Raw genomic sequence first — 20,767 nt, 5'->3', positions numbered from 1 at the left:
GCCATCCACCGCGTGACCTTCACACCTATTGATGGACCTGTCGCATCCGCCCCGGTTGATGCCACCACCGATGCCACCACCGCGCCGCGCCTGCTCGGCTTCCTCGTGGAGACGACCACCTCCGCGTTGCCGCCCGGCCTGCCGCCCGGCAATTGGGAAATCAGCTCCGCCTTCCGTTTTCCCTCCGCCGCTCACGACACCCTTTCCGGTGCGATGATCCTCAGTGGCGCGGACGGCGAACGCATCACCGTGCCCATGTCCACCATGTCCCGGCGCGGGCGCGTGAACGTTTATCTTGATCAGGCCCCCGTGTCGCTTGAGTGGCCCGCTTCCGTTGCGGACAATGCCCCTTGTCTCTCCAGCGACAAAAACGCCTGTGCGTGTTGCTCCACCCTCCGTAATCCTCTGGAAGATCCCTCCAAGGCGCACCAGTGCGTAAAATCCACAGAACCGCGTTGAGGAACTTGCGGTTGTCCTCCGCCACCCCTCCCCACGCTCCTTTCCTTCCAGGTAGCAGCGGCTCCAGAACGCTCCAAACTCGGTCCGAAATGTCGTGACGGTGTTGATCTTTCGCCATGCTGACATTCTCTAGAGCATTTTCTTTTAAACTGTAGCCATTTGATACCTGGTAGGGAGGCCTCTCCGAGGCCTCCGAAACCACGCTCCAACCACCTATGAATTTCGCATCCTCTCACCACACACAACGGAGGCCTCGGAGAGGCCTCCCTACCGCCAAGACAACGGATACAACTCAACTGAAAATGCTCTAGACACGAATAAAGACAGGATTTCCCGCCACGGCGCAACGGGTGCAACGCCATCAACCTGCGGGTGCCTCTCAGCGTGGCGTCCGTTGCGCCGTGGCGGGAAACCAGTCGTGCCATCGGGAAACCATACGCTTTTGCGCACGATTTTTCGGGATGGCTTTGCGGAGCTCGGACACAGAGGGCACTTTTCTCCGCTGCGGGAAAAGTAGACCTCCGTGTCCTCCGTGGCCTGTTTTGTCCGGTTCTTGGGAATTTTTAGAAGTTCCCTTTCTTGAAAGGGCTCTGATGCCCATTACCGTCGGCGACGGACGCTGACGAAGACCAGCACCCCACCGCCCAGCAACAGGGCCACAGTGGCAGGCTCCGGGACCGCGGAATAAGCGTAGGCCCCAAACGCATGGCTGGACGCCATCGCATACGTCGTCAGGGAGTCGGCAGCGGCACCGGTCCGCGTGTCGAACACCATGCCCTCGTGGACAACGACCACCGCCAGCCACTGGTCCGCAATGCCGTCGGCAAGGGTGTAGGTGAGGTGTTCCACGGTGTCCACCCCGGTCATGGAGACGGCCAGGAGCTGGTCGAACTCTCCCCCTTCCCGAGTCAGGCTCCACAACTGAAGGTCGAGGTTGGCCAGCGCTTCCAGCTCATTGCCTATGTTTGTGAAGTAATCATCGAACGTGGTGTTGTAAGTATCGGAATAGATGGCGAACCAGGAGAGGGTAAGCGTGATGGTGTCCTGCGCGGAAACGGAGGTGTCGAAGGCATAGGTTTGCGAGAAGGGCGCGGCACCGGCATCCGTCGCCTTGGAGACCGTGTCGAGCGTCCAGTTGTTGCCGCCGTCGGCGCCGGTGTATTGGCGATACGTCTCCGCGAGGTCGAGCGCACCAGCCCCCAGATTGTAATCGAGAGCCTGCGTGGTTACCCGCACGTTGCTCCATGTGCCGGCAGGGGAGAAAGTGCCCGCAGAGGTGGCGATGGTGGTGGTCGTCGTGTTGTTGTTCCAGCCAGTGATTTTTTGGGCGGAGTTCATGAGCACGGCCCGGATGACGCGCGAGTCGCGGGCGTCCTCGGCTTTTTGCGCGCTCCATGTGTCTTTGTCCGCCAAGTCACGGCTGGCGCTGGCCATGAGTGCCACGCCGCCAGCCACAATCGGCGCGGCAAAGCTGGTGCCGTCACCGTAAAAAACACTGGAGCCTTCAATTTTTACTACGATATCATCCCCCGGAGCCACGATGTGCACGGCGGCGCGCTGGCCGACAATCGCCCTAGTATTCGGGTTGAAAACATTGACCGGGCCGCGGCTGCTGAACGAGGTAATACTACCATATTCGCCACCAGCGGTGATCGTCATCGCGCCAACGGAGATCACATTAAAACCATTGGCCGGGCTGCTGACGGTGCTCGTCTTGCCGCTGGCGGGCCCGCCGTCGTTGCCTGCGGCCACCACCATCGTGGTGTGCGGGTTGCGGGCCGCCAGATTGTCTACAATGCGGGTGATCTGGCTGCTTTCGTAGTTGCCGTTGTGGTTCATGCTCCCGCCCCAACTGCTGTTGATGACATCCACGGGGGTGGTGACAAAATACCGGGTGTAGGCGCTGCGAATGATTGCGGGGGTGGTAGAAAAAGTTCCGTCCGTCCCCACTGGCGCTTTGGAGATGGAGGCGGCGTAGAGTGTGGCCTCGCTGGCGATGCCGGTGCGCACGGTCCTGTTGTTCGCAGCGTCGCCGGTTAGCGGACGTCCCGCGATGAACTGGGACACCCAGGTGGCATGATCGTTGGCCGTGGAGGTGGCGCCGGTCGGGACAAAGAGGTTGCCGGAGTCCACGTGGCGGAGCGATTCGAAGGTGAGGTCGGGGTTGCCACCCTCGATATTGGCCGCGGTGGCGTTCTGGCCATAGATGCCGGCCTCGTAAAAAGCGTTGGCTCCGATGACGGGGGCAACGTCGTTGATCTTGTTATTCATCCAATAAGCCGTGGCTCGGAGGCTGGCGGGCAGGGTCGCGAGGAAAACCGCGCCGAGGACGGCAATGACCCAAACGGTGCGCAGGCACCGGAAATGAAAACGAAGACGGAAATGCGATGTGTTCTTTTTCATGATAACGGGTATCCGGTTAATTGAGGGCTGAAGGAACGGAAGACTCATAATAAGATGAGTTTATATTCCGCGTGATGCCTCCATTCTGCTCGCTACTCATGTTGCTGTTGCAGAGCTGATGCGTATTCGCACTGGTGCTATCCACAGCGTTCAAAAACGCCGCATATTGCCCGTTCGTCACCCCATACTTGCCGATCTGATACTCGTAGCTCACAGAGCCGTAGCCGCTGTTCCTATCGACGCGGTTGTCAATGTCGCCCACCGTCATTAGCGGGATGTCGATAGAGGCGTCCTCGTCATGGTTTGAAAAGGAGCGCGACTGCCGCCGTTGCTCCTTGCTCCGCCTGCTTAACATCAGTTGTTTATTGTTCATTGTTTCACTGGTCATCGTGTTGCGAGTGTAGTGGTTGCGCCTGATTCACCTGACAGGGTGGTTGCGGTGCCAAAGAATGCGGAGGGCTTGGCAAAGGACTCGGAGGGCCTCCCAATGGGTCGGGTGGTGCCGACGCAGCCTTGCGTGAAAGTCCTATTGCTATCCATTTAATCATTAACTAAATAGGTGCAAATTCCCTGCGACCTGTTTGCCGTGGTGGCGAAGGGTGTCAGAAGGGAAGAGAGATGCATCTGAGCGAAAGCGGAAATGGCTGTTTTTGTAAAACGAGGGCAGACTGTAGCAGAAAAAAAAGAACCAAGGGAGTCGGTAAAAGACCTGATCAAGCCTCACCATTGTTTTGAGTTACGTAATTTGAAGATGGCTCAAAAACGGGAAGAAATGAGGAGTTTGTTGTGATGGATGTCATGTGCTTTTCGCTGGCTTTCCCTAATGGACGTAAGTAATTTATGGATACAGCATGAGGCGGGTCTAAAAATTACGTAAATTAAGAAATCGGGATTGCTAGTTATTAGAAATTTTCTTCAAAAATCTTCAAAAAAAGGCCATGCAGAGGGTCAAAATCCTTCCCCTTTCAAAAAATTTCACGCGAAGACGCGGGGCGCGGATACAGAGGGCACTTTTCCCGCTGCGGGAAAAGTAGACCTCCGTGCCCTCCGTGGCCTGTTTTGTCCGGTTCTCAGGAATTTTTAGAAGTTCCCATAAAAAAATTATCACATGATGTGATGCCTTTGCAGGGTCTGGCCTCACGTCAGACCTCTTTTTCATCTTCGCTTGGTAATCCCCTCATCACCGCCTCATCAGCGCGAACACGCCCCAGCCCAGGTATTCACGCGTGTAAGCAGCGTAGCGCTCGGGTTCCGAGGTTAGTTTGGCTCGCACATCTTTCGCGAACTCGTCGTCGGGATTGGCTTCAAGCCATCGGCGCATGGTGAGCCATTTGGCCGCCTCGTACCTGTCCCAGCCGTCTTGGTCAGCCAGAACCATTTCAACGACATCGTAGCCAAGGTGGCCGAAAGACGCGAGAAGTCCTGGAAGCATGAGAAAGTCGGAGATTGAGTTGGCAAGACACCCCTTGGCCACATCTTCCGTCGGCGGTAACTGCCGCCAATAGGGCTCGCCGATGAGGATGATCCCTCCGGTGCGCAGGCTCCGCGCCAGAAGCTCGATTGTGCCGACGACTCCCCCGGCGATCCAAGTGGCACCGACACAGGCTGCCACACTGACCTTCTCGTCAGAGACATAGCCGGCAGCATCGCCATGGATGAACTGGACTTGATCGGTGACGCCGAGTTCTTCAGCGCGGCGTTTCGCTTGCCCGGTGAACAACTGGCTCATGTCGATGCCGGTGCCGATGACGCCGTGATCGCGTGCCCAAGTGCATAGCATCTCCCCCGAACCGCTGCCGAGGTCAAGCACTCGGGTCCCCGATTCCAGACGCAGCGCAGCGCCGAGAGTAGCGAGCTTTTTGGGTGTGATCGGGTTGTGGATACGGTGAGCACTTTCAGTGACGTTGAATATTCGTGGGATGTCCATTGTTGAGAATTTCCTCACTAGGTGTGAATAGATTCCGTCACGGCCTAACATAGTCCGAACACGAAGACCGCGATCATTCCGGCGGCGCAAACACCCTTGATGATCGTGGCGATGACAAACCCCGTCGCCGCCCCCACGCCCGCCAGCAATGTGGTGCGGGTATCCTTCTTCGCCACGCAATGCTCCGCCACCATCGCACCCAGCACCGTGCCAAGCAGCATGATCGGCAGGGAAAAAAACACGCCCACCAGCGCCCCGCCCGTCGCCCCCGCCGCGCCCCAGTTGGAACCGCCAAACAAACGCGTGCCGATCAACGCGCTCAGAAACTCGCCCACCACCGAGACCAGCCACACCACCGCGATCACTCCAATGCTCCCCCACCCCGGCCCCATCTCTGGCAGCAGCCACTGGTGAACGGCCATCCCGATCAGGATCATTGTCGTCCCTGGCAGGACCGGCAGAACCACCCCCGCCAGCCCGATCAGAATGCACACGCCGGTGAGCGTCCAGATGAGGAACGGGTAAGAAGCTGCCCAGATGTCGGCCATCATCGGATCACGGCGTCACACTGTTCAGCGTGTCACCGTGTCTGAGCGGCGAGGTTTCGCTCGATTGAGTCGTAAATCTGCCGCGACACCGCCAGGTCGCCCGTCGTCCCTACGCGGATGCGCAGCATGGTCTGCCTGCTGTTCACCTCGGCGATCTTGATCGACACCTTCTCGTCCTTGCGCGTGCGCGCGGCCAGTGTGGCGTCATAGGTGTTGAGCGTCTTGCTCACCTCGTAGAGATCCAGATCCTTGATCGCCGCCTCGGCGGCGCGGGCCGCGGCGGGCGCGGTGCTGTTGAGCAGCATGCTGAACTCCCCGTATTGGTAAACAGCCTGCATCTCGCCCCCCCCCCCACGACTGCCCCCCACATCAACGGTGCTGCACCCTGCCAGCAAAGCGACGGCGGCAGCGGCGGCGGTTGCGGATACGACGGAAAAAAACAAACGTGTTTTCATAAGCATGAGGAAGTTAAACGAAAAAGACCGGGTAAAATTGTGATTGGTCAACGCCACACGATGCCCGTTCCCTCCCGCCAATCAAACCTGTTTCGATATTCCGATTCCGAGCGGAAGAGGGAGATTAGGCGCAATTCGGATTTGCCGAGCGCCCGGCACTCCGCCAAACGCATCCCCGCACTATGTCATCAACCAAACCACTCGTTGGAATCATCATGGGCAGCACGTCCGACTGGGACACCATGCAACACTCTGCCCTCACCCTGAAAGCCCTCGGCATCCCCTACGAACAGGACGTCATCAGCGCCCACCGCACGCCCGACAAGATCCTTGATTACGCCCGAAGCGCGCGGACACGCGGCCTGCGTGCCATCATTGCCGGCGCTGGCGGAGCCGCCCACCTCGCTGGCGTCACCGCAGGGCTCACCCCCCTGCCCGTCCTCGGCGTCCCCATCAAGACGGACTCCCTCGGCGGACACGATTCCCTGCTCTCCATCGTACAAATGCCCGGCGGCGTCCCCGTCGCCACCTTTGCCATCGGCAAGGCCGGAGCCATCAATGCCGCCCTTTTCGCCGCTGCCATTCTCGCCGGGACCGACGCCAAAATCAGCGATGCGCTCGACGCCTACCGCGCCACCCAGTCCGCCAAGGTGCTCGCCTCCAAACTGCCGGAAATTAATTAAGGGTGGTTCTAAAAATCAGAAATCACACAGAGATCACAGAGAAGGCACAGAGTTTAGGGAGGACAAAACGACTTTGCTCCTTTTTCCGTAAAAAATATTATTTTATTTATAATAAATGAATTACAGAGACATTCATTCGCGAGGAAAATGTCCTTCCACCGGACAGGCCTCCCCAAACTCTGTGCCTCCTCTGTGTCCTCTGTGTAATTTTTAGAAGTTCCCTTAAAAATTAAAAATTGCCGCCACCCTCACGCATCCGTCCCCCCCCCCCCCCGCTGCCTCCTCCACTTCCTCCCAATTCTTAATTCTTAATTTTTCCCCCATGCGCATCGGTATTGCCCAGATCAATACAACCGTTGGTGATCTCGCCGGCAACCGCCGCAAGATTCTCGACGCCTACGCGGAACTCGTTGCCCGCGGTGCGCAACTCGTCGTGTTCCCCGAACTCGTCACCTGTGGCTATCCCCCGCGCGATCTTCTCTTCAAGAGCCGCTTCGTGCCCGACACCCAGGCCTCGCTCGATCTCATCGCCTCCGCCATCGGCGACACGCCCGCGCTCATCGGCACCGTCACCCCCAACCCTGCGCCTGCCGGACGCCCCTTCTTCAACGCCGCCGCCTTTTGCCACCGCGGACACGTCCTCCGCATCGCGCACAAGTGCCTGCTCCCCACCTACGACGTCTTTGACGAAGACCGCTACTTTGAGCCCGCCCCCTCCCCGCTCATCGTCGAACACGCCGGCCTGCGCATCGGCATCACTCTCTGCGAAGACATCTGGACCCACCCCGCGCTTCGCACGCCCCGTCCCCTCCATCACATCAACCCCGTTGCTCTCCTGGCCGCCTCCGGCGTTGATCTCATGGTCAACCTCTCCGCCAGCCCCTGGCAGCAGGAAAAGGAAACCCTCCGCCTGCAACTCGTCGCCGATACCGCCCGCGCCCTGCGCGCCCCCGTGGTCTATTGCAACGCCATCGGCGGCAACGACGAACTCATCTTCGACGGACGCAGCCTCACCGTGGACGCCGGTGGACGCCTCCTCGCCCGCCTCGCCTCCTTCCGCGAGGAACTGCGTGTAGTGGATTGTCCATTACACGACGAATCCCTCCCCCCCCCCCCCCCCCCCGCTGCCGCCGAAGCCGCGCCCGAAGCCGAGGCCGAACTCTTCGACGCCCTCGTCCTCGGCCTGCGCGACTACGCGACCAAGAGCGGCTTCAAACGCGCACTCATCGCCCTCTCCGGCGGCATCGACTCCGCCCTCGTCGCCGCGATTGCCGCCGAAGCCTTCGGACCGGACAACGTCACCGGCATCGCGCTTCCCTCGGCCATTTCCTCGCAACACTCGCGTGACGACGCCGCAGCCCTCGCCCGCAACCTCAATCTCCATTACGACAGCATCGACATTGCCGCCCCCGTGGCCGCCACCGAAACCGCGCTCGCGGCCCAGTTCTCCGGATTCCCGCGCGACGTCGCCGAGGAGAACATTCAGGCCCGCATCCGCGGCGTCATCATGATGGCACTCTCGAACAAACTCGGCGCCCTCCTGCTCACGACCGGCAACAAGAGCGAACTCGCCGTCGGCTACTGCACCCTCTACGGCGACATGTGCGGCGGGCTTGCCGTGATTAGTGACGTGTTCAAGACGCAGGTCTATGCCCTCAGTCGCTGGATCAACCGCGACCGCGAGATCATCCCGCGCAGCACCATCGAAAAGCCGCCCAGTGCCGAGCTTCGCCCCGGCCAGGTCGATCAAGACAGCCTGCCGCCCTACGACATCCTCGACGCCATCCTGCACGGATACGTGGAGCGCGGCCTGTCGCGCGCCGAACTCGCGGAGCAAGGCTTCGATCCGGCGGTGGTCAACGACGTCGTCCGCAAAGTCGATCTTAACGAATACAAACGCAAGCAAGCCGCCCCCGGCCTCAAGATCACGCCGCTGGCCTTCGGCACCGGACGGCGCATCCCTCTCGTGCAGCGCTACGTGAGTTGAGCATTTTGGTTAGAGCATTTACAGTTGAGATGTAGCCGTCGTCTTAACGGTAGGGAGGCCTTTGTGCCCTCTGCCGAGGGCACAAAGGCCTCCCTACCAGGTATCAAATGGCTACAATCCGCCGCGCCAGAACTCCATCGGAGTCTTGCCGTCATTGCGGTAACCGTGCAGCGGCATCTCATTGTTGTAGCGGTGCAGCCATTGCGTCAGATGCTCGTTCAGTTCATCCCGCCTGTTCTGGCCCTGCGGCTTCTTTTTCCCTGCCGACACCACCCCGCCATTCATTCTCAAGGGCAGCAGCCAGTCGCTGGTAAACACCTGTTTGAACCGGGCCATAAATCCGTTCATCGACGGCTTTGTCTTCGGAATCACACGCTGCCCGATGCTGTGCAGCCGCAAATACGCGCCATACACATGCTCCATCTCTCCGCTGTAATAAATCCGCTGCCTGCTGGTCTCGATGTAGCGGATGCGCACACCCTGCCGGGCATACCAAGGGAGCACCTGCCCATGCAAACACTCCACCGCCGAGTCCGTGCTTGCCTCCTCGGATATCCATCCAAACGCCAGCGTGCCAAACGTGTCCACGACGGCATGCACATGCCATTTTTCCCGTCCCGCCACCGGCTCCACCGGGAACATCGTTTGCGTGAGCACCTCCCCCGGTTCCGTCCCCTCGTTTCCACGCTCCAGCAGCGCCGGGTTGAATCGCAACGCCCGCGCCTTCAGATTTGCCCCAACCGGCTCCCCCGCCAGCAGTCGCCGTTCCACCATTCTCATGCGCTCGATTTCACGTCCACGGCGGGCTCCGTGCCTCACCAGGATATTGACCACCGTGGTCCCCGAAAGTCGCATGCCCAGACGCTTGTGCACCGCTTCCCGGATGTCCGTAAAGCACGAGCACCCCTTGTTTTTTGCCAGTTCCAGCACCAACGACACCACTTCCGGTCTCACCGGCATTGCAGGTAAATGCTCACGCGACTCCTTTTTCTGCAACTCGGCCACCTGCGAACGCCAGTCCGAGTCGTCAAACCAAGACTCCGCTTGGCGTTCGTCAGGGTCGATTTGAGGAGCAGGAAGATCAATGTTTGATAAGGACGGCATGATTATAAAAAATAATTAACAACTCCTCGACACCTCATGAACCATGATGCCTCTGTGAGCTGCTTTTCATAATACTATCTAATTATCCCGCGATCGCATAGTCGGGTAATCGCCCGATGCCTCAATGCCCCTCCAAAAGCATAAGGGTTTTTGCATTCAACACACAATCAATGGGATAAAATCAGCACCGACATTTTGGGGCAACCGCATGAATCGAATCGCCGACATCTGGGTCATGCGTGCATTCTCAAGCTCATTATGCAAGACGCCGGGGCCAGTTTCATTCAGGACATGGCAGTCATTCTTCTGGTTGCGCTCGTAGTCGGGCGGATCTGCCAGCGCATACGATTGTCGGTCATCGTCGGCTACCTGCTGGCCGGTATTTTGGTAGGGCCATTCATGGGATCGTTTTCCCTCGTCACCAATGAACAACAGATCGAAACGGTCGCCCAAGTGGGCCTCGTGTTTCTGATGTTTTCCATCGGGCTGAAACTCAGCCTGCGCAAGATGCGGCGGCTGGGCGCGGGCATGATCGTGGCGGTGTTTTCGTCGGCGGGGATTTTGTATTTCATCGCACGCTCGGCGGGCTCGGCTGCCGGACTCGACGGCACGCAAACGATGTTTCTCGGCGGAGCGTTCATGGTGTGTTCGTCAATGATCATGAGCAAGGTGCTGCAAGAGGAGGGAGTTTCCCACGAGCAGCCGGGACAACTCGCACTCGGCTTCGGCGTGCTGGAGGACGTGGTGGCGGTCATCATGCTCACCACCCTCAATTCGCTGGTGCAGTTTGGCGTCGCGTCCACCGGAGAGGCCGCTGGTTCCGCCACCGGCACCGAAGGGGCCGCCGCAACCATGGTGGCCGCGCCGCCGGCGCCGGAGATCGGCACGACGCTGGGGCACTTCGGCGCGTTCGTCGTGCTGGCGGGCGTGGCTGGGTTGCTCCTCGTGCCGTGGATGTTGCGGCGAATGAGCATCAAGATCGGCGGCGAACTGCAAACGCTCGGCACGGCGGGACTCCTCTTTGCCCTCGCCACCATCGCGCAACGCGCAGGTTACTCGCTGGCGCTGGGAGCGTTTTTGCTGGGCATGATCATCTCGGAAACGCCGCAAAAGAACCAGGTGGAGCGCACCTTTGAGGGCATGCGCGATGTGTTCAGCTCGGTGTTTTTCGTGGCCATCGGAATGCAGATCAACCCTGCCCTGCTGGGCGGCGCGTGGGTCGCCATCCTTGGGCTGACCGTCGCCGTGCTGGCCGCGCGCACGCTGGCGCCGACCTTGGGACTAATCCTGATCGGCACGGCTCCCAAGGATGCGCTGCGGACGGGTCTGGCGCTGACGCCGATCGGCGAGTTTTCCTTCATCATCGCGCAACTCGGGGTGAGCGCGAAGGTGATGCCGGCAAAGTTTTATCCAACGGTGGTCGGGGTCTCGTTGCTCACCACGCTGGTCGCTCCGCTGCTCACCCGGCGCTCGCACGCGATTTCCGACCGCCTGCTGGCCTGGCAACCGCGATGGCTCGCGTCTCTGGTGCGCTATTATCAGGGGTGGCTGGAGCGGTTCGATGCACGGAGTCAGCGGAGCGCGTTATGGCAGCAAAGCCGTCCGCGCCTGATTCGCATTGGCGTGGGCGTGTTTTTTGTCACCGGCGTGCTGATGTTCTCCGAACCGCTGCTCGAACTGGCCCGGCATTGGATGGGGCCGGGGTGGGACTACGTGCATGCGCCGGACATTATCTTCTGGACGTGCCTGAGCCTGATCCTCGTCGGTCCCCTCGTCTCCTTGTGGCGCAACGCATCGGCTCTGGCCGTGCTCTGCGCACGAATCTCCCTGCAAGGCCAGCCGCATGCGGCGAAGCTCATGCCCGTGGTGACCGCCGGACTCAAAACCGGCGTGAGCGCGGCGCTCTATGTCTGGCTGGGAGCGCTGCTGCCTGGCACGGGGTCGCTGGCGCGCTGGCTGCTGGTCGTGATCGGGGTGGTGGCGCTGCTCGCGTTGTTTCTGCTGCGCCGCCGTCTGATGGCGTGGCATGGTGTGGCCGAGGTGGAGTTGCAGACGTTTGTGGACGACGCGAAAGGCGGCGACGGTTCATCCGGCACGGCTGTGCCCTGGCTGCGCACTCACAGCGAATGGGAGATGCAGGTCGGCGAATGCGTGCTGCCCGACCTTGCCGACTGCCGGGGCCGGACACTGGTGGAACTCAATCTCCGGCACGACCACGGTTGCTCCGTCGTGAGCATCGAACGCCAAGGCACCCTCATCCCGATGCCTCCGCCCTCCACCGCGCTCTATCCGCTGGACAAAGTGTTGCTCATGGGGACGCAGGCGCAAATTGAGGCGGGCCGCCATTTTCTGACGCAGGTGACAGGCACATCCCATGCGTCGGGATTCGAGGATCTGGGCACGGAAAAAATTCCTCTGCCCGCGGCCAGTCCCGCGGCCGGTCGCACGCTGCGCGAACTGGGCTTGATCCAAACGCACCAAGTCCAGGTGGTGGGCATCCATCGTGAAATTCGCCGGCTTCTCAATCCGGGAGGCGACGAGATGCTCATGCCCGGCGACGAATTGCTTGTGCTCGGCACGTCCGACAAAATCCAGGCCTTCCGCGAGTGGCTGACACCGCAGCCGCCATCCGCGACAGGCTAGAGCAGTTGCATTTAAACTGTAGCCATTTGATACTTGGTAGGGAGGCCTCTCCGAGGCCTCCGCCGTGCGTAGTGTGAGAATGCGAAACTCGTAGGTGCTCGAAGCGTGGTTTCGGAGGCCTCGGAGAGGCCTCCCTACCGTTAAGACAACGGCTACATCTCAACTTTAAATGCTTAGAGGTTGTCATGAACTCTTGGCGCCGGTGGCAAGGCAGGAGGACCTCTCACACTGCCGGTCCGCCAGTCCCATCGGTTTCGTCACGCGAAGGCGGCGGCGCGTCGAGCGAAGCGGCCTCGGCTTCCGCGCGTGCCATCTCGCGCTTGCGACGCCAGCGCGCCACCCCCGAACACGTCAGGCCGCTGATTCCCCAATACAAGCCAAGCGCGATCACGAGCCCCACTCCGCCATAAGTCAGCCCTTCGAGCGTCGTCGGCACCGCCGGTTTGTAGGCCTGCCATGTGCCCTCTGCGATCTGCCAGTCAAGGTGTCGCAAGAATACAAACGGACGATCCCACAACGACGCATCGCGCAATGCCTGTTCGGCGGCGGCAAGCGACTCCACCCGCTCGCGCGTGGAAACCACGACTTCGCCAAATTTGGCGCTGACCGGATCCGCCCCGCGGGCCGAATGCTCGATCAATCCGTCGAGCGACATTCCCAATTCCCGCGCCATTTTGGAAAACTGCTCCAACTGACGACGGGCTTCGTCCAGATGGCCGCCGAGTCGTTGCGTGTACTGCTGGATGAATTCGGGGCCTTGCGAAAACGACACCGCACCAAGAATGCAAACCACGCGATCAACCAGACTCGCAGCGAAGCGGGCAACAGGACGAAGCGGAGCAAGCAGAACGCTGAAACTCATGTTCGCCATCGTGCAGGAGGCGGCGGCCTTGGGAACCCAAAAGAAGTAGCGAGTAGCGGGTAGTGAGTAGCGAGTAGGTTAGCTGTGTGTGTGTGGGGGGGGGGGGGGGGGGGAGGCTGGATGGTGCAGGTATTCTACTCGCTACTCACTACCCGCTACTCGCTACTTCCCCGATCATCTCCCGCGCTGGTCGAGCGGCACGTAGTCGCGTTTGGTATGGCCGTTGTAGATCTGGCGCGGACGGTAAATCTTGAGCTTCGGGTTGGCCGCGACTTCGCGCCACTGGGCGATCCAGCCTGGCATCCGACCGATGGCGAACATCACGGTGAACATGTTTTCCGGGATGCCGAGCGCCCGCATGATGAGGCCCGAATAGAAATCCACGTTCGGATACAGTTTGCGCGACACGAAATACTCGTCGTGCAGGGCGACCTCCTCAAGCTTCATGGCGATGTTGAGAAGCGGGTCGTCCTTGATGCCGAGCGAGCCGAGCGCCTTGTAGAAGCTGGTCTTGATGATTTTCGCGCGCGGATCGTAGTTGCGATACACACGGTGGCCAAACCCCATCAGTCGATGGCCCTGCCCGTTCTTGGCGGCCTCAATGAAGCGGGTGCCGTCGTCGCCGGCGGCATGGATTTCCTTGAGCATCTCGATCACCGCCATGTTGGCGCCGCCATGCAGAGGGCCCCAGAGGGCGTTCACACCGGCGGAGACGGAGGCGAAGAGATTGGCACCCGCCGAGGCAACCATGCGGACGGTCGAGGTGGAGCAGTTTTGCTCGTGGTCGGCATGGAGCAGGAGGAAGAGATTGAGAGCCTGGGCGACCTCAGCGGTCGGAATGTATTCTTTCCACGGCTCCGAGAACATCAGGTGAAGGAAATTCTCGCAGTATCCAAAATTTGGACGCGGGTAGTTGAACGGCTGTCCGTTGCCGACGCGGAAGGTGTGGGCCGCGATGGTGCGAACCTTCGAGATGGCGATGGCGGAGGATTCATCAAAATGCTCGAGGTCGTTTTGATGATTGTTGCTTGCCATGTGCGGATAGTAGGCGCCCAGCGCATTGAGGCTGGCGGAGAGGACGGCCATGGGGTGCGCGTCGCGCGGGAAGCTCTGGATGAAGCGGATCATGCCCTCGCGGAGCGGGGCGTGCGTGGTGAGAAGGCGGGAGTAGTGGGAACGCTCCTTGGGCGTGGGGAGTTCGCCGTTGATGACGAGGTAGGAGGTCTCGACAAAACCGGAATGCTCGGCGAGTTGCTCGATCGGATATCCGCGGTAGCGAAGAATGCCGACCTCCCCGTCGATGTAGGTTACCTTGCTGTGACAGGAGCCGGTGTTTCCGAAACCATCATCGAAGGTGATAAAACCGGTGTCGGAGCGCAATTTTGCGATATCAATGGCCTTCTCATTCTCCGTGCCGGTGATAATCGGCAGTTTGAGTTCTTTGCCTTCCAGTGTCAGGGTCGCGGTCGGGTCGTTGGCCATAATTGGGCGAAAGAGAGTCATTTTGCCCTCACTTGCAAAGAAAAGTTGCCGGTCAAAAGGCATTTATTTGGGGCCATAAGCATTCATCACACCCCATTTACTCAACATCGTGGCAATCTGTTGGCCGCCAAGTCCGTGCGGCGGCGATCAGGCCGGCAAGGAGGAGTCGTTTATTGATACTTGTTCGCAGTCCGCCCGATCTACTCTTGAGCGACATTTTTTCCCTGTCCCCTCCCCCCCCCCCCCCTCGTCCCTCCGTTCTCACACACGCAGTGCGGCCGGAGTGAGTTGGTTATCCGAAGACCTGACCGTCAGCGTGACGTGGCGGTTGAACGGAGGCGGCGTTGTCCGTGGATGAGGCAGCCGGAGAATCGCCAGGGCAAGTCCATTGAAGGCGGGGCAATCAGGAGAGGCAAATGGAGCCAGTCGTGTTGGGTCGCCATTGTCCGAGGCAAGAAGGCGGAGGGGCGAGTCGGGCGGAAGATCAAAGTGCAACAGATGCTTCGCACGCGGCGAAAGTTGCCCGCTGGCGTCGGTGATGCGCGCAGTGACGAAAGCCAGTGTGGCGTCGGCGCTGGATGCGGCAGCGGGAAAATAGTCCGCCCGCAACTCGATCCGGGTTGCCGGGCCGGTGGTGCGACGGATGGCCTCGGCCCAAGAGCGATTGTTTTTGCGGACGACGACGCGAAGTTCGCCCGGTTCGTAGATCACGTGATCCCAACGCAGGCGATGCGCGGTCGGGACGCCAGGCGCGACGCGGCGGCGCACGCCAAGGGAACGGTTGTTGAGGAACAACTCGGCTTCATCACCACTGGTGTAAACGTGAACGGGAGTGTTTTGACCAATACGCTCGGGCCAGTCCCAATGCGGCAGGATGTGCGCCATCGGCAGGTCTGGACGCCAGCGGGCTTGATAGAGGTAATAACGGTCCTTCGGAAAACCGCAGAGGTCAAAAATGCCGAAGTAAGAACTGCGTGCAGGGAGCGGAGCGTCCAAGGCGCGAAGCTTTTTAAGCGCCTCGACAATAGCCGCACGCATCGTCGGATCGGAACCATTGAGAAGATTGGTCGGATCGTCGTTAAACGGCGTGGGTTCGCCGAGGTAATCAAACCCCGTCCACACAAACTCGCCCGCCACGGCGGGGGCGCTGGCATCCTGCGCGGCAAACTCCGCGTCGGGCGTCGTCGCCCACTGCGGCGCGGAAAGGTCATAGGAGCTGATCTGGCAAACAGGAGGCGGCAGCATCCCGTCCGAAGGATCATCCGAAACCGGGAACACATACTCGCCCCGCGTGCTGATGGTGGAGGCCGTCTCCGCGCCGATGAGCGGGATGCCGGGATTGGCCTTGCGAAACTCCGCGTAGAGATGCGGCTTGTAGTTGTATCCAAAAACATCATACGCACGTTGCCAGCCGTTGAAGCCCGACTCCGGTATGTTCATGCCGCCGGTCACCGGACGGCGTTCGGGGTCCTCCTCGCGCACGATCCCGGCCAGGCGGGCGGAGAGCGCGGGACCGTCGGACGAGGTCTGCTCGGGGATTTCGTTGCCGATACTCCAGAGAACGATGCTCGGATGATGCCGGTCGCGTCGCACCATCGCCCGCAAATCGCGTTCCACCCAGTCGTCGAAAAGCGTCTGATAACCGTTCGGTTTTTTCGCAATGCGCCAAGTATCGCAAAGCTCGTCCATGACGAGAAATCCCATGCGGTCGCAAAGGTCGAGGAGCGCGGGCGCAGGCGGGTTGTGCGCGCAACGGATGGCGTTGCAGCCGAGTTCGCGCAGAAGCGTGAGTTGACGGGCAATGGCGTCGGGATGCGCGGCGGCGCCAAGCGGCCCGAGATCGTGATGCAGGCAAACCCCTTGGATGCGCGTGGGCTCGGCGGACTGGTTGAGATGAAATCCGGTCTTCGGATCAAAGCGGGCGGTACGGATGCCAAAGCGGGTTTCGATCCGGTCAAGCAATGCGCCGGTCCTCGCGTCCTCGATGATCACCTCCGCGACATAAAGAGCCGCCGGAGCGACGGCATCCATGCCGTTGTTAGTGTGGCGCAGGCGTCTCGCCCTCACCGTATCGCCGTCATCCATGCCCGTCTTCTGAATTCCAGGCTGCAAATCCATCCCCTGCAGAAGCGGGCGGGACGCCCGCGCCACGGAATGCACGTCCCATAGTTTCGGATACGCCAGTTCAATCGAAGCGACATGAGGCATCGACGAACCGGCAGGAACCTCGATAAACGCGGAGGGAATACTCGCCACAGGTTCCGAAAGCGGCATGCCCGCATTATCACCCCTCCATTCCCGCAGATGCGTGATCACGCGAACGACGGTGGACTCCGAGGTGGCATTCGACAATTCGCAAGCGACATCGAGCGTGGCCCGCGAGTGGTCGGCGGCAAGTTCGCGCGTGGTGACAACCGGCGAATCTGCGACAACATGGACACGTCCCGTCTTATGCAGCCAGACATTGCGATACAATCCGCCGCCGGGATACCAACGCGAGGAATCGGGTGGATTGTCGAGATGGATGGCGATGAGGTTGCCGCCGTCTTCGTCGTTGAATTTCAGATACGGAGTAAGATCGACACGAAAGGAGGTGTAACCGTAAGCCCAGCCGCCGGCGCGGTGTCCGTTGACCCAAACGGTGGCGTTGGACATCGCGCCTTCGATTTCGAGCGAGACGAGGCGTTGCGCGTCGCCGGGTTCGAGTCGGAGTGTCTTGCGATACCATGCCTCGCCCCACCAACGGAGTTTTCCCGTTTCGCCGGGAAGAGAGATGTCGAACCCCGACTCGACACCCCAGTCATGCGGAAGATCGAGCGTGCGCCAAGCGTCAGGCGCATCGGAATCTCCAAGCCGAAACTGCCAATCCTCGTTGAGAAGATGACGATGGCGGGGTGAAGCCTCCGTGACGTTTCCGGGCAATAAGGACGATGCCAAAAAGGTGCTCATGATAAATCGAGGTGTCGCGGTTTGGACGATCCGCAGTCCGAAATTGAACCTTGTTCGCATGGCGGTGCCGCAAGGATTTAGGATGTGCGCAGCGAACCGAATTATATGCCGAATGTTCAGAACAAACGGAAAAGACTAAAGTCGCAGCCTCGGAGGATGCGCGAGACCAACGGGGATCAACTGATATTCGTCGCTCCATTCCGAACCACTAGAACGAAAACGTTGTGGATCAATCGAGTCTTGCTGCACAGGGACCAGATGCAATGGGCCAAAAGTATTACGGCGTGTTAAAACCCACTCGACGACAACGAATCCGTTTTCATCAACAAGCCCCTCAAGATCGGTTGAAAATGGCTTCCACGGCATGATGCGCCTGAGTGGCCCATTGTGATTCGCGCCTAGCCTGACACAACAGTCCGCGCCCGCGCTCATCCAGACGAACCATCCGGCTTGCCGGACTTGCCGCCTGAACGGAGAGAGCGATCTCCTTTTCATCCAATGGCACTTGAATGCACTCATTACTGAGTTTTTCAACTGCCGGAGAAGGCAGTGCGTTCACATGCATTGGAGGAGGTCCCGCGAAAATCACCCTGCCACCCGCATCATGAAAACGACGCAACAGGTCCACCGTTGTTGCACGCATGGTTTCCATGCCTGCAATAACGACCACTCGATAACGCATCGGCCCGATTGCCAGCGTCCCGGAATCAGGAACGATGGAAGCGCGGCGGGCCAGATGTTCCTCGTCTCCGTAATCAAAATCAATTTGGGCGCAGCTCAGGCAGGTAAAAACGTTACGGTAGATGTCCTCCAAATGCTGCACATGCGAATCCACCGTGCGCAGCCATGTGGCCCATCCAACGTGAATTTGCGCCCAGAGACTTTCGACAGGATGGACGACAAGCACGTCGCAAAGCGGTTGGCCTGCCTGCAAAAGAACGTGGAGGCGGCTGAAGTAGGTTTCCACCCTTTCGTATTCACGATACCATGATGACTGGAATGAGATGCTAGCCGGGTAATCACGCTTGGCCTCGCCCCCCATCGAATACCAAGAAAGATGGTGGCACCGCAGGTTGATGCCGAAGAGAGCCTGCCAGTCACCGATACGTTTGTGATCCTCAAAATTCGTCTGCCAGCCGCTGCATCCATAAAGCTCCGACATCAGCCAGTTTTTTCCAAACTGGCGGGCGACGGAAGCGAGTTGTTTCACCACATGGAAATGGGTGTTGCGCAATCCAAGCACATCCACGCCGGGATAGTCGAAAAACTCGTAATAACGCAGGAGCGAACCGCAAGGGATGGCCTGGGCGTCAACCGCCGTTCGCGCGGACGCGAATTGTCCGGCTTGCAAGGCTGACCAGTCCGCGCCGGTGCTCTGGGGCGTGGTGGTCTCGGTGCTGCCGGAGAAGGGCGGCCTGCTCGTGAAACACGAGGAGGTGCCCGGCGTGATGAAGGCCATGACGATGCTGCTTCGGGTCGATGAGGCGACGCTCAAGACGGCGAAGAAAAACCAGGTGTTGAGGGGCCTGCTGGTGCGCAAGGACGGCGCGTGGTGGCTCGAAGAGGTGAAGCTGGCGGACTGATTGATTCCCCGCAAGGCGCACCATCTACTTGCGGCGAAACAGGCGCATTCCCGTGATCATGAGAAAAACAAAAATCAGGTAAATGGCAGTCTGCGGCTCGGGGATGCTGCTCGTTGTGGAGATCGTGAAATCGTCCACGTAGCCATAAGCGGAGGGATTGCTTGTTTCTCTGCCGAGAAAGCCGGCGTAGGCGGTGGCCGTACCGGAAAAAGCACTGCCGGTGACGCTGCTGGTCTGAAATGCGGCGGTGTAGTCCACGCCGTTCACTGTCAGCCTGTCGAGCGCACCTGTGCTTGTATTGACGGACAGGAGGACCTCATAAAACGAACTCGTCGAAAAACCGGAGATTTTGCCTCCAATTGTCACGTCCACACCCGCTGATTTTTCCATGGCATGAACCTCGCCGCTGCCATTGATGTAAATGCCCACGAAGTCGTTGATGGAATCGGTACTCCCTGTCGTGGGCGTGCTCCAGAATCCAAGTCCGACGAAATTTAATGTCCCAACGCTCAGGCTGGCACTGAGGGTGATGTTCTCCGGCTTCGTGTAACCGCCGTTGGATGCAATCGAAACGAACCCGGCTCCGTTGCCTTGAAACCTGACGGCCGAGGCATGTTCCGGGGAGGCATTCGCGAGGATTGGCTCACCGCGCCAACTGCGGGTAATCCAGGCTGCGTCGGGAATAAGGGACGTCGTCGGAGTATGTGCGGCGAGGCTGGTGCCACTCGTCCCGGCAAACGTGTCTTCGAACAAGATTGTCCCGGCACCCCAAGCGGCATTGGTCGCAAGCGGTGAGAGTAGGGTCAAAAGGCCGATGCAGAGAGCGATGGCCTTGGTCGTATGATGTTTTCCAATATGCATGATGTTGTCAGTCGGGTTGTTGTTTGTGGCAGGATGAAAGGAGGAGGGGGATGTCAGCGAACGATGAAGGCATCGGGATCGTTCCACGGCCAGGAATTGACATCGCAAACATCGATGGCCGCGACATGCCAGTCGGCGAAAAGGAAGACGGCCTTGCGTCCATAGTTGGGAGACGCGCCGCTGTTGTCGACGGTACCGGTAAATCCATACAAGTCTCGTGCTCTTGGAGACGGACCGCGGGCAGGGAGGTTGAATCCACCGCCAGAGTCTCCCTGAGTGGTGGCAAGAACGGGAAAATTGCCCGGCTGTGTGAGCCGGGTAATGGGAAGCCCGTTTGGCTGGTTCGCTTCATTGAGCACCATATTGTATCCGAACGTGCCTTGGCCTCCCGGCTGCCCTTCGTTTGCGGGATCACGAAACAGCGGGCTTTGATAAACCACATCGGTCACTGGGTTGCCGCCGACCGCCCCCGTTATTTTGCCGTCGGAGTCGTAGTTGATTTTCCATGGCCCCATGTATTCCATGATGTGAATCGGCCAGCGCTGGCCAGCGCCGCCTTGGGGAGGAAGCCGGTCCTTATGATCATTGAGATAAAGGACAAAGGCCTGGCCAATGACGCGCAGGCGTTGCCCGCACGTGGTCTGTCGTGCTTTTTCCCTCACTTTTCCGACAGTGGGAATCAGAATGGCCGAAAGAATGCCGATGATCGCAATGACGGTGAGCAGTTCGACGAGGGTGAATGCACGATGGCCATCAATGCTGTTTGGACGAAAGCAGGGTGACGGAAAACGGGGGGAGCGGGGCATGGGTTTCATAACGAA

Annotated in this window: 16 protein-coding genes and 2 pseudogenes; 5 read left to right on the top strand and 13 right to left on the bottom strand. The window is 59.7% G+C overall.

The window, feature by feature from the left end:
- Positions 1 to 459: pseudogene (locus OBACDRAFT_RS28995) on the top strand (hypothetical protein); the annotation flags it as partial.
- Here the strand turns inward: OBACDRAFT_RS28995 and OBACDRAFT_RS26905 are convergent.
- From OBACDRAFT_RS26905 to OBACDRAFT_RS17905, 6 genes and pseudogenes are all read right to left on the bottom strand, one after another.
- Positions 347 to 577: pseudogene (locus OBACDRAFT_RS26905) on the bottom strand (transposase); the annotation flags it as partial. The pseudogenes OBACDRAFT_RS28995 and OBACDRAFT_RS26905 overlap by 113 nt on opposite strands.
- Before the next feature lie 482 nt (positions 578 to 1,059).
- Entirely contained in the window at positions 1,060 to 2,862 is a 1,803-nt protein-coding gene (locus OBACDRAFT_RS17925) for a S8 family peptidase (RefSeq protein ID WP_052362211.1), read from the bottom strand.
- Between the two features lie 16 nt (positions 2,863 to 2,878).
- Positions 2,879 to 3,250: a hypothetical protein gene (locus OBACDRAFT_RS31065; RefSeq protein ID WP_043588020.1), complete on the bottom strand. Its 372-nt coding sequence runs from the start codon at positions 3,248 to 3,250 to the stop codon at positions 2,879 to 2,881.
- 792 nt (positions 3,251 to 4,042) lie between these two features.
- On the bottom strand, positions 4,043 to 4,789 hold the full coding sequence (locus OBACDRAFT_RS17915) for an SAM-dependent methyltransferase (RefSeq protein ID WP_043588019.1): 747 nt from the start codon (positions 4,787 to 4,789) through the stop codon (positions 4,043 to 4,045).
- Between the two features lie 44 nt (positions 4,790 to 4,833).
- A complete protein-coding gene (locus tag OBACDRAFT_RS17910; RefSeq protein ID WP_232767354.1) occupies positions 4,834 to 5,340 on the bottom strand; it encodes a DUF456 domain-containing protein in 507 nt (168 codons plus the stop codon).
- A gap of 29 nt (positions 5,341 to 5,369) precedes the next feature.
- Entirely contained in the window at positions 5,370 to 5,792 is a 423-nt protein-coding gene (locus OBACDRAFT_RS17905) for a DUF3568 family protein (RefSeq protein WP_043588044.1), read from the bottom strand.
- Between the two features lie 182 nt (positions 5,793 to 5,974).
- Here OBACDRAFT_RS17905 and purE point away from each other — a divergent pair, with 182 nt between their 5' ends.
- Together purE and OBACDRAFT_RS17895 are read left to right on the top strand one after the other, a co-directional pair.
- Positions 5,975 to 6,475, top strand: a complete 501-nt coding sequence (purE, locus tag OBACDRAFT_RS17900) for a 5-(carboxyamino)imidazole ribonucleotide mutase (RefSeq protein WP_043588018.1) — start codon at positions 5,975 to 5,977, stop codon at positions 6,473 to 6,475.
- Positions 6,476 to 6,797: 322 nt separating this feature from the next.
- Positions 6,798 to 8,462, top strand: a complete 1,665-nt coding sequence (locus OBACDRAFT_RS17895; RefSeq protein WP_043588016.1) for an NAD+ synthase — start codon at positions 6,798 to 6,800, stop codon at positions 8,460 to 8,462.
- Positions 8,463 to 8,573: 111 nt separating this feature from the next.
- On the opposite strand, the gene OBACDRAFT_RS17890 is transcribed toward OBACDRAFT_RS17895, so the two are convergent.
- Positions 8,574 to 9,566 carry a hypothetical protein gene (locus OBACDRAFT_RS17890; protein WP_052362210.1) on the bottom strand — a complete coding sequence of 331 codons (993 nt, stop codon included), beginning with the start codon at positions 9,564 to 9,566 and terminating at the stop codon, positions 8,574 to 8,576.
- Between the two features lie 258 nt (positions 9,567 to 9,824).
- Here OBACDRAFT_RS17890 and OBACDRAFT_RS17885 point away from each other — a divergent pair, with 258 nt between their 5' ends.
- Complete coding sequence (locus OBACDRAFT_RS17885) at positions 9,825 to 12,209, top strand: cation:proton antiporter (protein WP_043588015.1); 2,385 nt, start codon at positions 9,825 to 9,827, stop codon at positions 12,207 to 12,209.
- A 223-nt stretch (positions 12,210 to 12,432) separates the two neighbouring features.
- Here the strand turns inward: OBACDRAFT_RS17885 and OBACDRAFT_RS17880 are convergent, their stop codons facing one another.
- The 4 genes from OBACDRAFT_RS17880 to OBACDRAFT_RS17865 form a co-directional block, all read right to left on the bottom strand.
- Positions 12,433 to 13,071, bottom strand: coding sequence for a DUF2937 family protein (locus OBACDRAFT_RS17880; protein WP_232767352.1), 639 nt, complete (start codon positions 13,069 to 13,071; stop codon positions 12,433 to 12,435).
- 174 nt (positions 13,072 to 13,245) lie between these two features.
- On the bottom strand, positions 13,246 to 14,553 hold the full coding sequence (locus OBACDRAFT_RS17875) for a citrate synthase (protein WP_043588014.1): 1,308 nt from the start codon (positions 14,551 to 14,553) through the stop codon (positions 13,246 to 13,248).
- A 261-nt stretch (positions 14,554 to 14,814) separates the two neighbouring features.
- On the bottom strand, positions 14,815 to 17,502 hold the full coding sequence (locus OBACDRAFT_RS27625; protein ID WP_232767350.1) for a glycoside hydrolase family 2 TIM barrel-domain containing protein: 2,688 nt from the start codon (positions 17,500 to 17,502) through the stop codon (positions 14,815 to 14,817).
- 334 nt (positions 17,503 to 17,836) lie between these two features.
- A complete protein-coding gene (locus OBACDRAFT_RS17865) occupies positions 17,837 to 18,712 on the bottom strand; it encodes a type 1 glutamine amidotransferase family protein (RefSeq protein WP_157837162.1) in 876 nt (291 codons plus the stop codon).
- A gap of 88 nt (positions 18,713 to 18,800) precedes the next feature.
- Between OBACDRAFT_RS17865 and OBACDRAFT_RS17860 the strand changes: the two genes are divergently transcribed.
- On the top strand, positions 18,801 to 19,085 hold the full coding sequence (locus OBACDRAFT_RS17860; protein WP_052362208.1) for a copper-binding protein: 285 nt from the start codon (positions 18,801 to 18,803) through the stop codon (positions 19,083 to 19,085).
- Between the two features lie 24 nt (positions 19,086 to 19,109).
- On the opposite strand, the gene OBACDRAFT_RS17855 is transcribed toward OBACDRAFT_RS17860, so the two are convergent.
- Both OBACDRAFT_RS17855 and OBACDRAFT_RS17850 read right to left on the bottom strand, forming a co-directional pair.
- Positions 19,110 to 19,946, bottom strand: a complete 837-nt coding sequence (locus OBACDRAFT_RS17855; protein WP_043588011.1) for a hypothetical protein — start codon at positions 19,944 to 19,946, stop codon at positions 19,110 to 19,112.
- Between the two features lie 53 nt (positions 19,947 to 19,999).
- Positions 20,000 to 20,761, bottom strand: a complete 762-nt coding sequence (locus tag OBACDRAFT_RS17850) for a type II secretion system protein (protein WP_232767348.1) — start codon at positions 20,759 to 20,761, stop codon at positions 20,000 to 20,002.
- Between the last annotated feature and the right edge of the window lie 6 nt (positions 20,762 to 20,767).

Source organism: Geminisphaera colitermitum TAV2 (assembly GCF_000171235.2).
In the GTDB taxonomy this organism is placed as follows: domain Bacteria; phylum Verrucomicrobiota; class Verrucomicrobiia; order Opitutales; family Opitutaceae; genus Geminisphaera; species Geminisphaera colitermitum.
This window is presented reverse-complemented; position numbering and strand designations above follow the sequence as displayed.

Bases quoted from the DNA above. Each gene is read 5' to 3' on its own strand.
- OBACDRAFT_RS17925 (WP_052362211.1), bottom strand. From the start codon at position 2,862: ATGAAAAAGAACACATCGCATTTCCGTCTTCGTTTTCATTTCCGGTGC.
- OBACDRAFT_RS31065 (WP_043588020.1), bottom strand. From the start codon at position 3,250: ATGACCAGTGAAACAATGAACAATAAACAACTGATGTTAAGCAGGCGG.
- OBACDRAFT_RS17915 (WP_043588019.1), bottom strand. From the start codon at position 4,789: ATGGACATCCCACGAATATTCAACGTCACTGAAAGTGCTCACCGTATC.
- OBACDRAFT_RS17910 (WP_232767354.1), bottom strand. From the start codon at position 5,340: ATGATGGCCGACATCTGGGCAGCTTCTTACCCGTTCCTCATCTGGACG.
- OBACDRAFT_RS17905 (WP_043588044.1), bottom strand. From the start codon at position 5,792: ATGAAAACACGTTTGTTTTTTTCCGTCGTATCCGCAACCGCCGCCGCT.
- purE (WP_043588018.1), top strand. From the start codon at position 5,975: ATGTCATCAACCAAACCACTCGTTGGAATCATCATGGGCAGCACGTCC.
- OBACDRAFT_RS17895 (WP_043588016.1), top strand. From the start codon at position 6,798: ATGCGCATCGGTATTGCCCAGATCAATACAACCGTTGGTGATCTCGCC.
- OBACDRAFT_RS17890 (WP_052362210.1), bottom strand. From the start codon at position 9,566: ATGCCGTCCTTATCAAACATTGATCTTCCTGCTCCTCAAATCGACCCT.
- OBACDRAFT_RS17885 (WP_043588015.1), top strand. From the start codon at position 9,825: ATGCAAGACGCCGGGGCCAGTTTCATTCAGGACATGGCAGTCATTCTT.
- OBACDRAFT_RS17880 (WP_232767352.1), bottom strand. From the start codon at position 13,071: ATGAGTTTCAGCGTTCTGCTTGCTCCGCTTCGTCCTGTTGCCCGCTTC.
- OBACDRAFT_RS17875 (WP_043588014.1), bottom strand. From the start codon at position 14,553: ATGGCCAACGACCCGACCGCGACCCTGACACTGGAAGGCAAAGAACTC.
- OBACDRAFT_RS27625 (WP_232767350.1), bottom strand. From the start codon at position 17,502: ATGAGCACCTTTTTGGCATCGTCCTTATTGCCCGGAAACGTCACGGAG.
- OBACDRAFT_RS17860 (WP_052362208.1), top strand. From the start codon at position 18,801: ATGGCCTGGGCGTCAACCGCCGTTCGCGCGGACGCGAATTGTCCGGCT.
- OBACDRAFT_RS17855 (WP_043588011.1), bottom strand. From the start codon at position 19,946: ATGCATATTGGAAAACATCATACGACCAAGGCCATCGCTCTCTGCATC.
- OBACDRAFT_RS17850 (WP_232767348.1), bottom strand. From the start codon at position 20,761: ATGAAACCCATGCCCCGCTCCCCCCGTTTTCCGTCACCCTGCTTTCGT.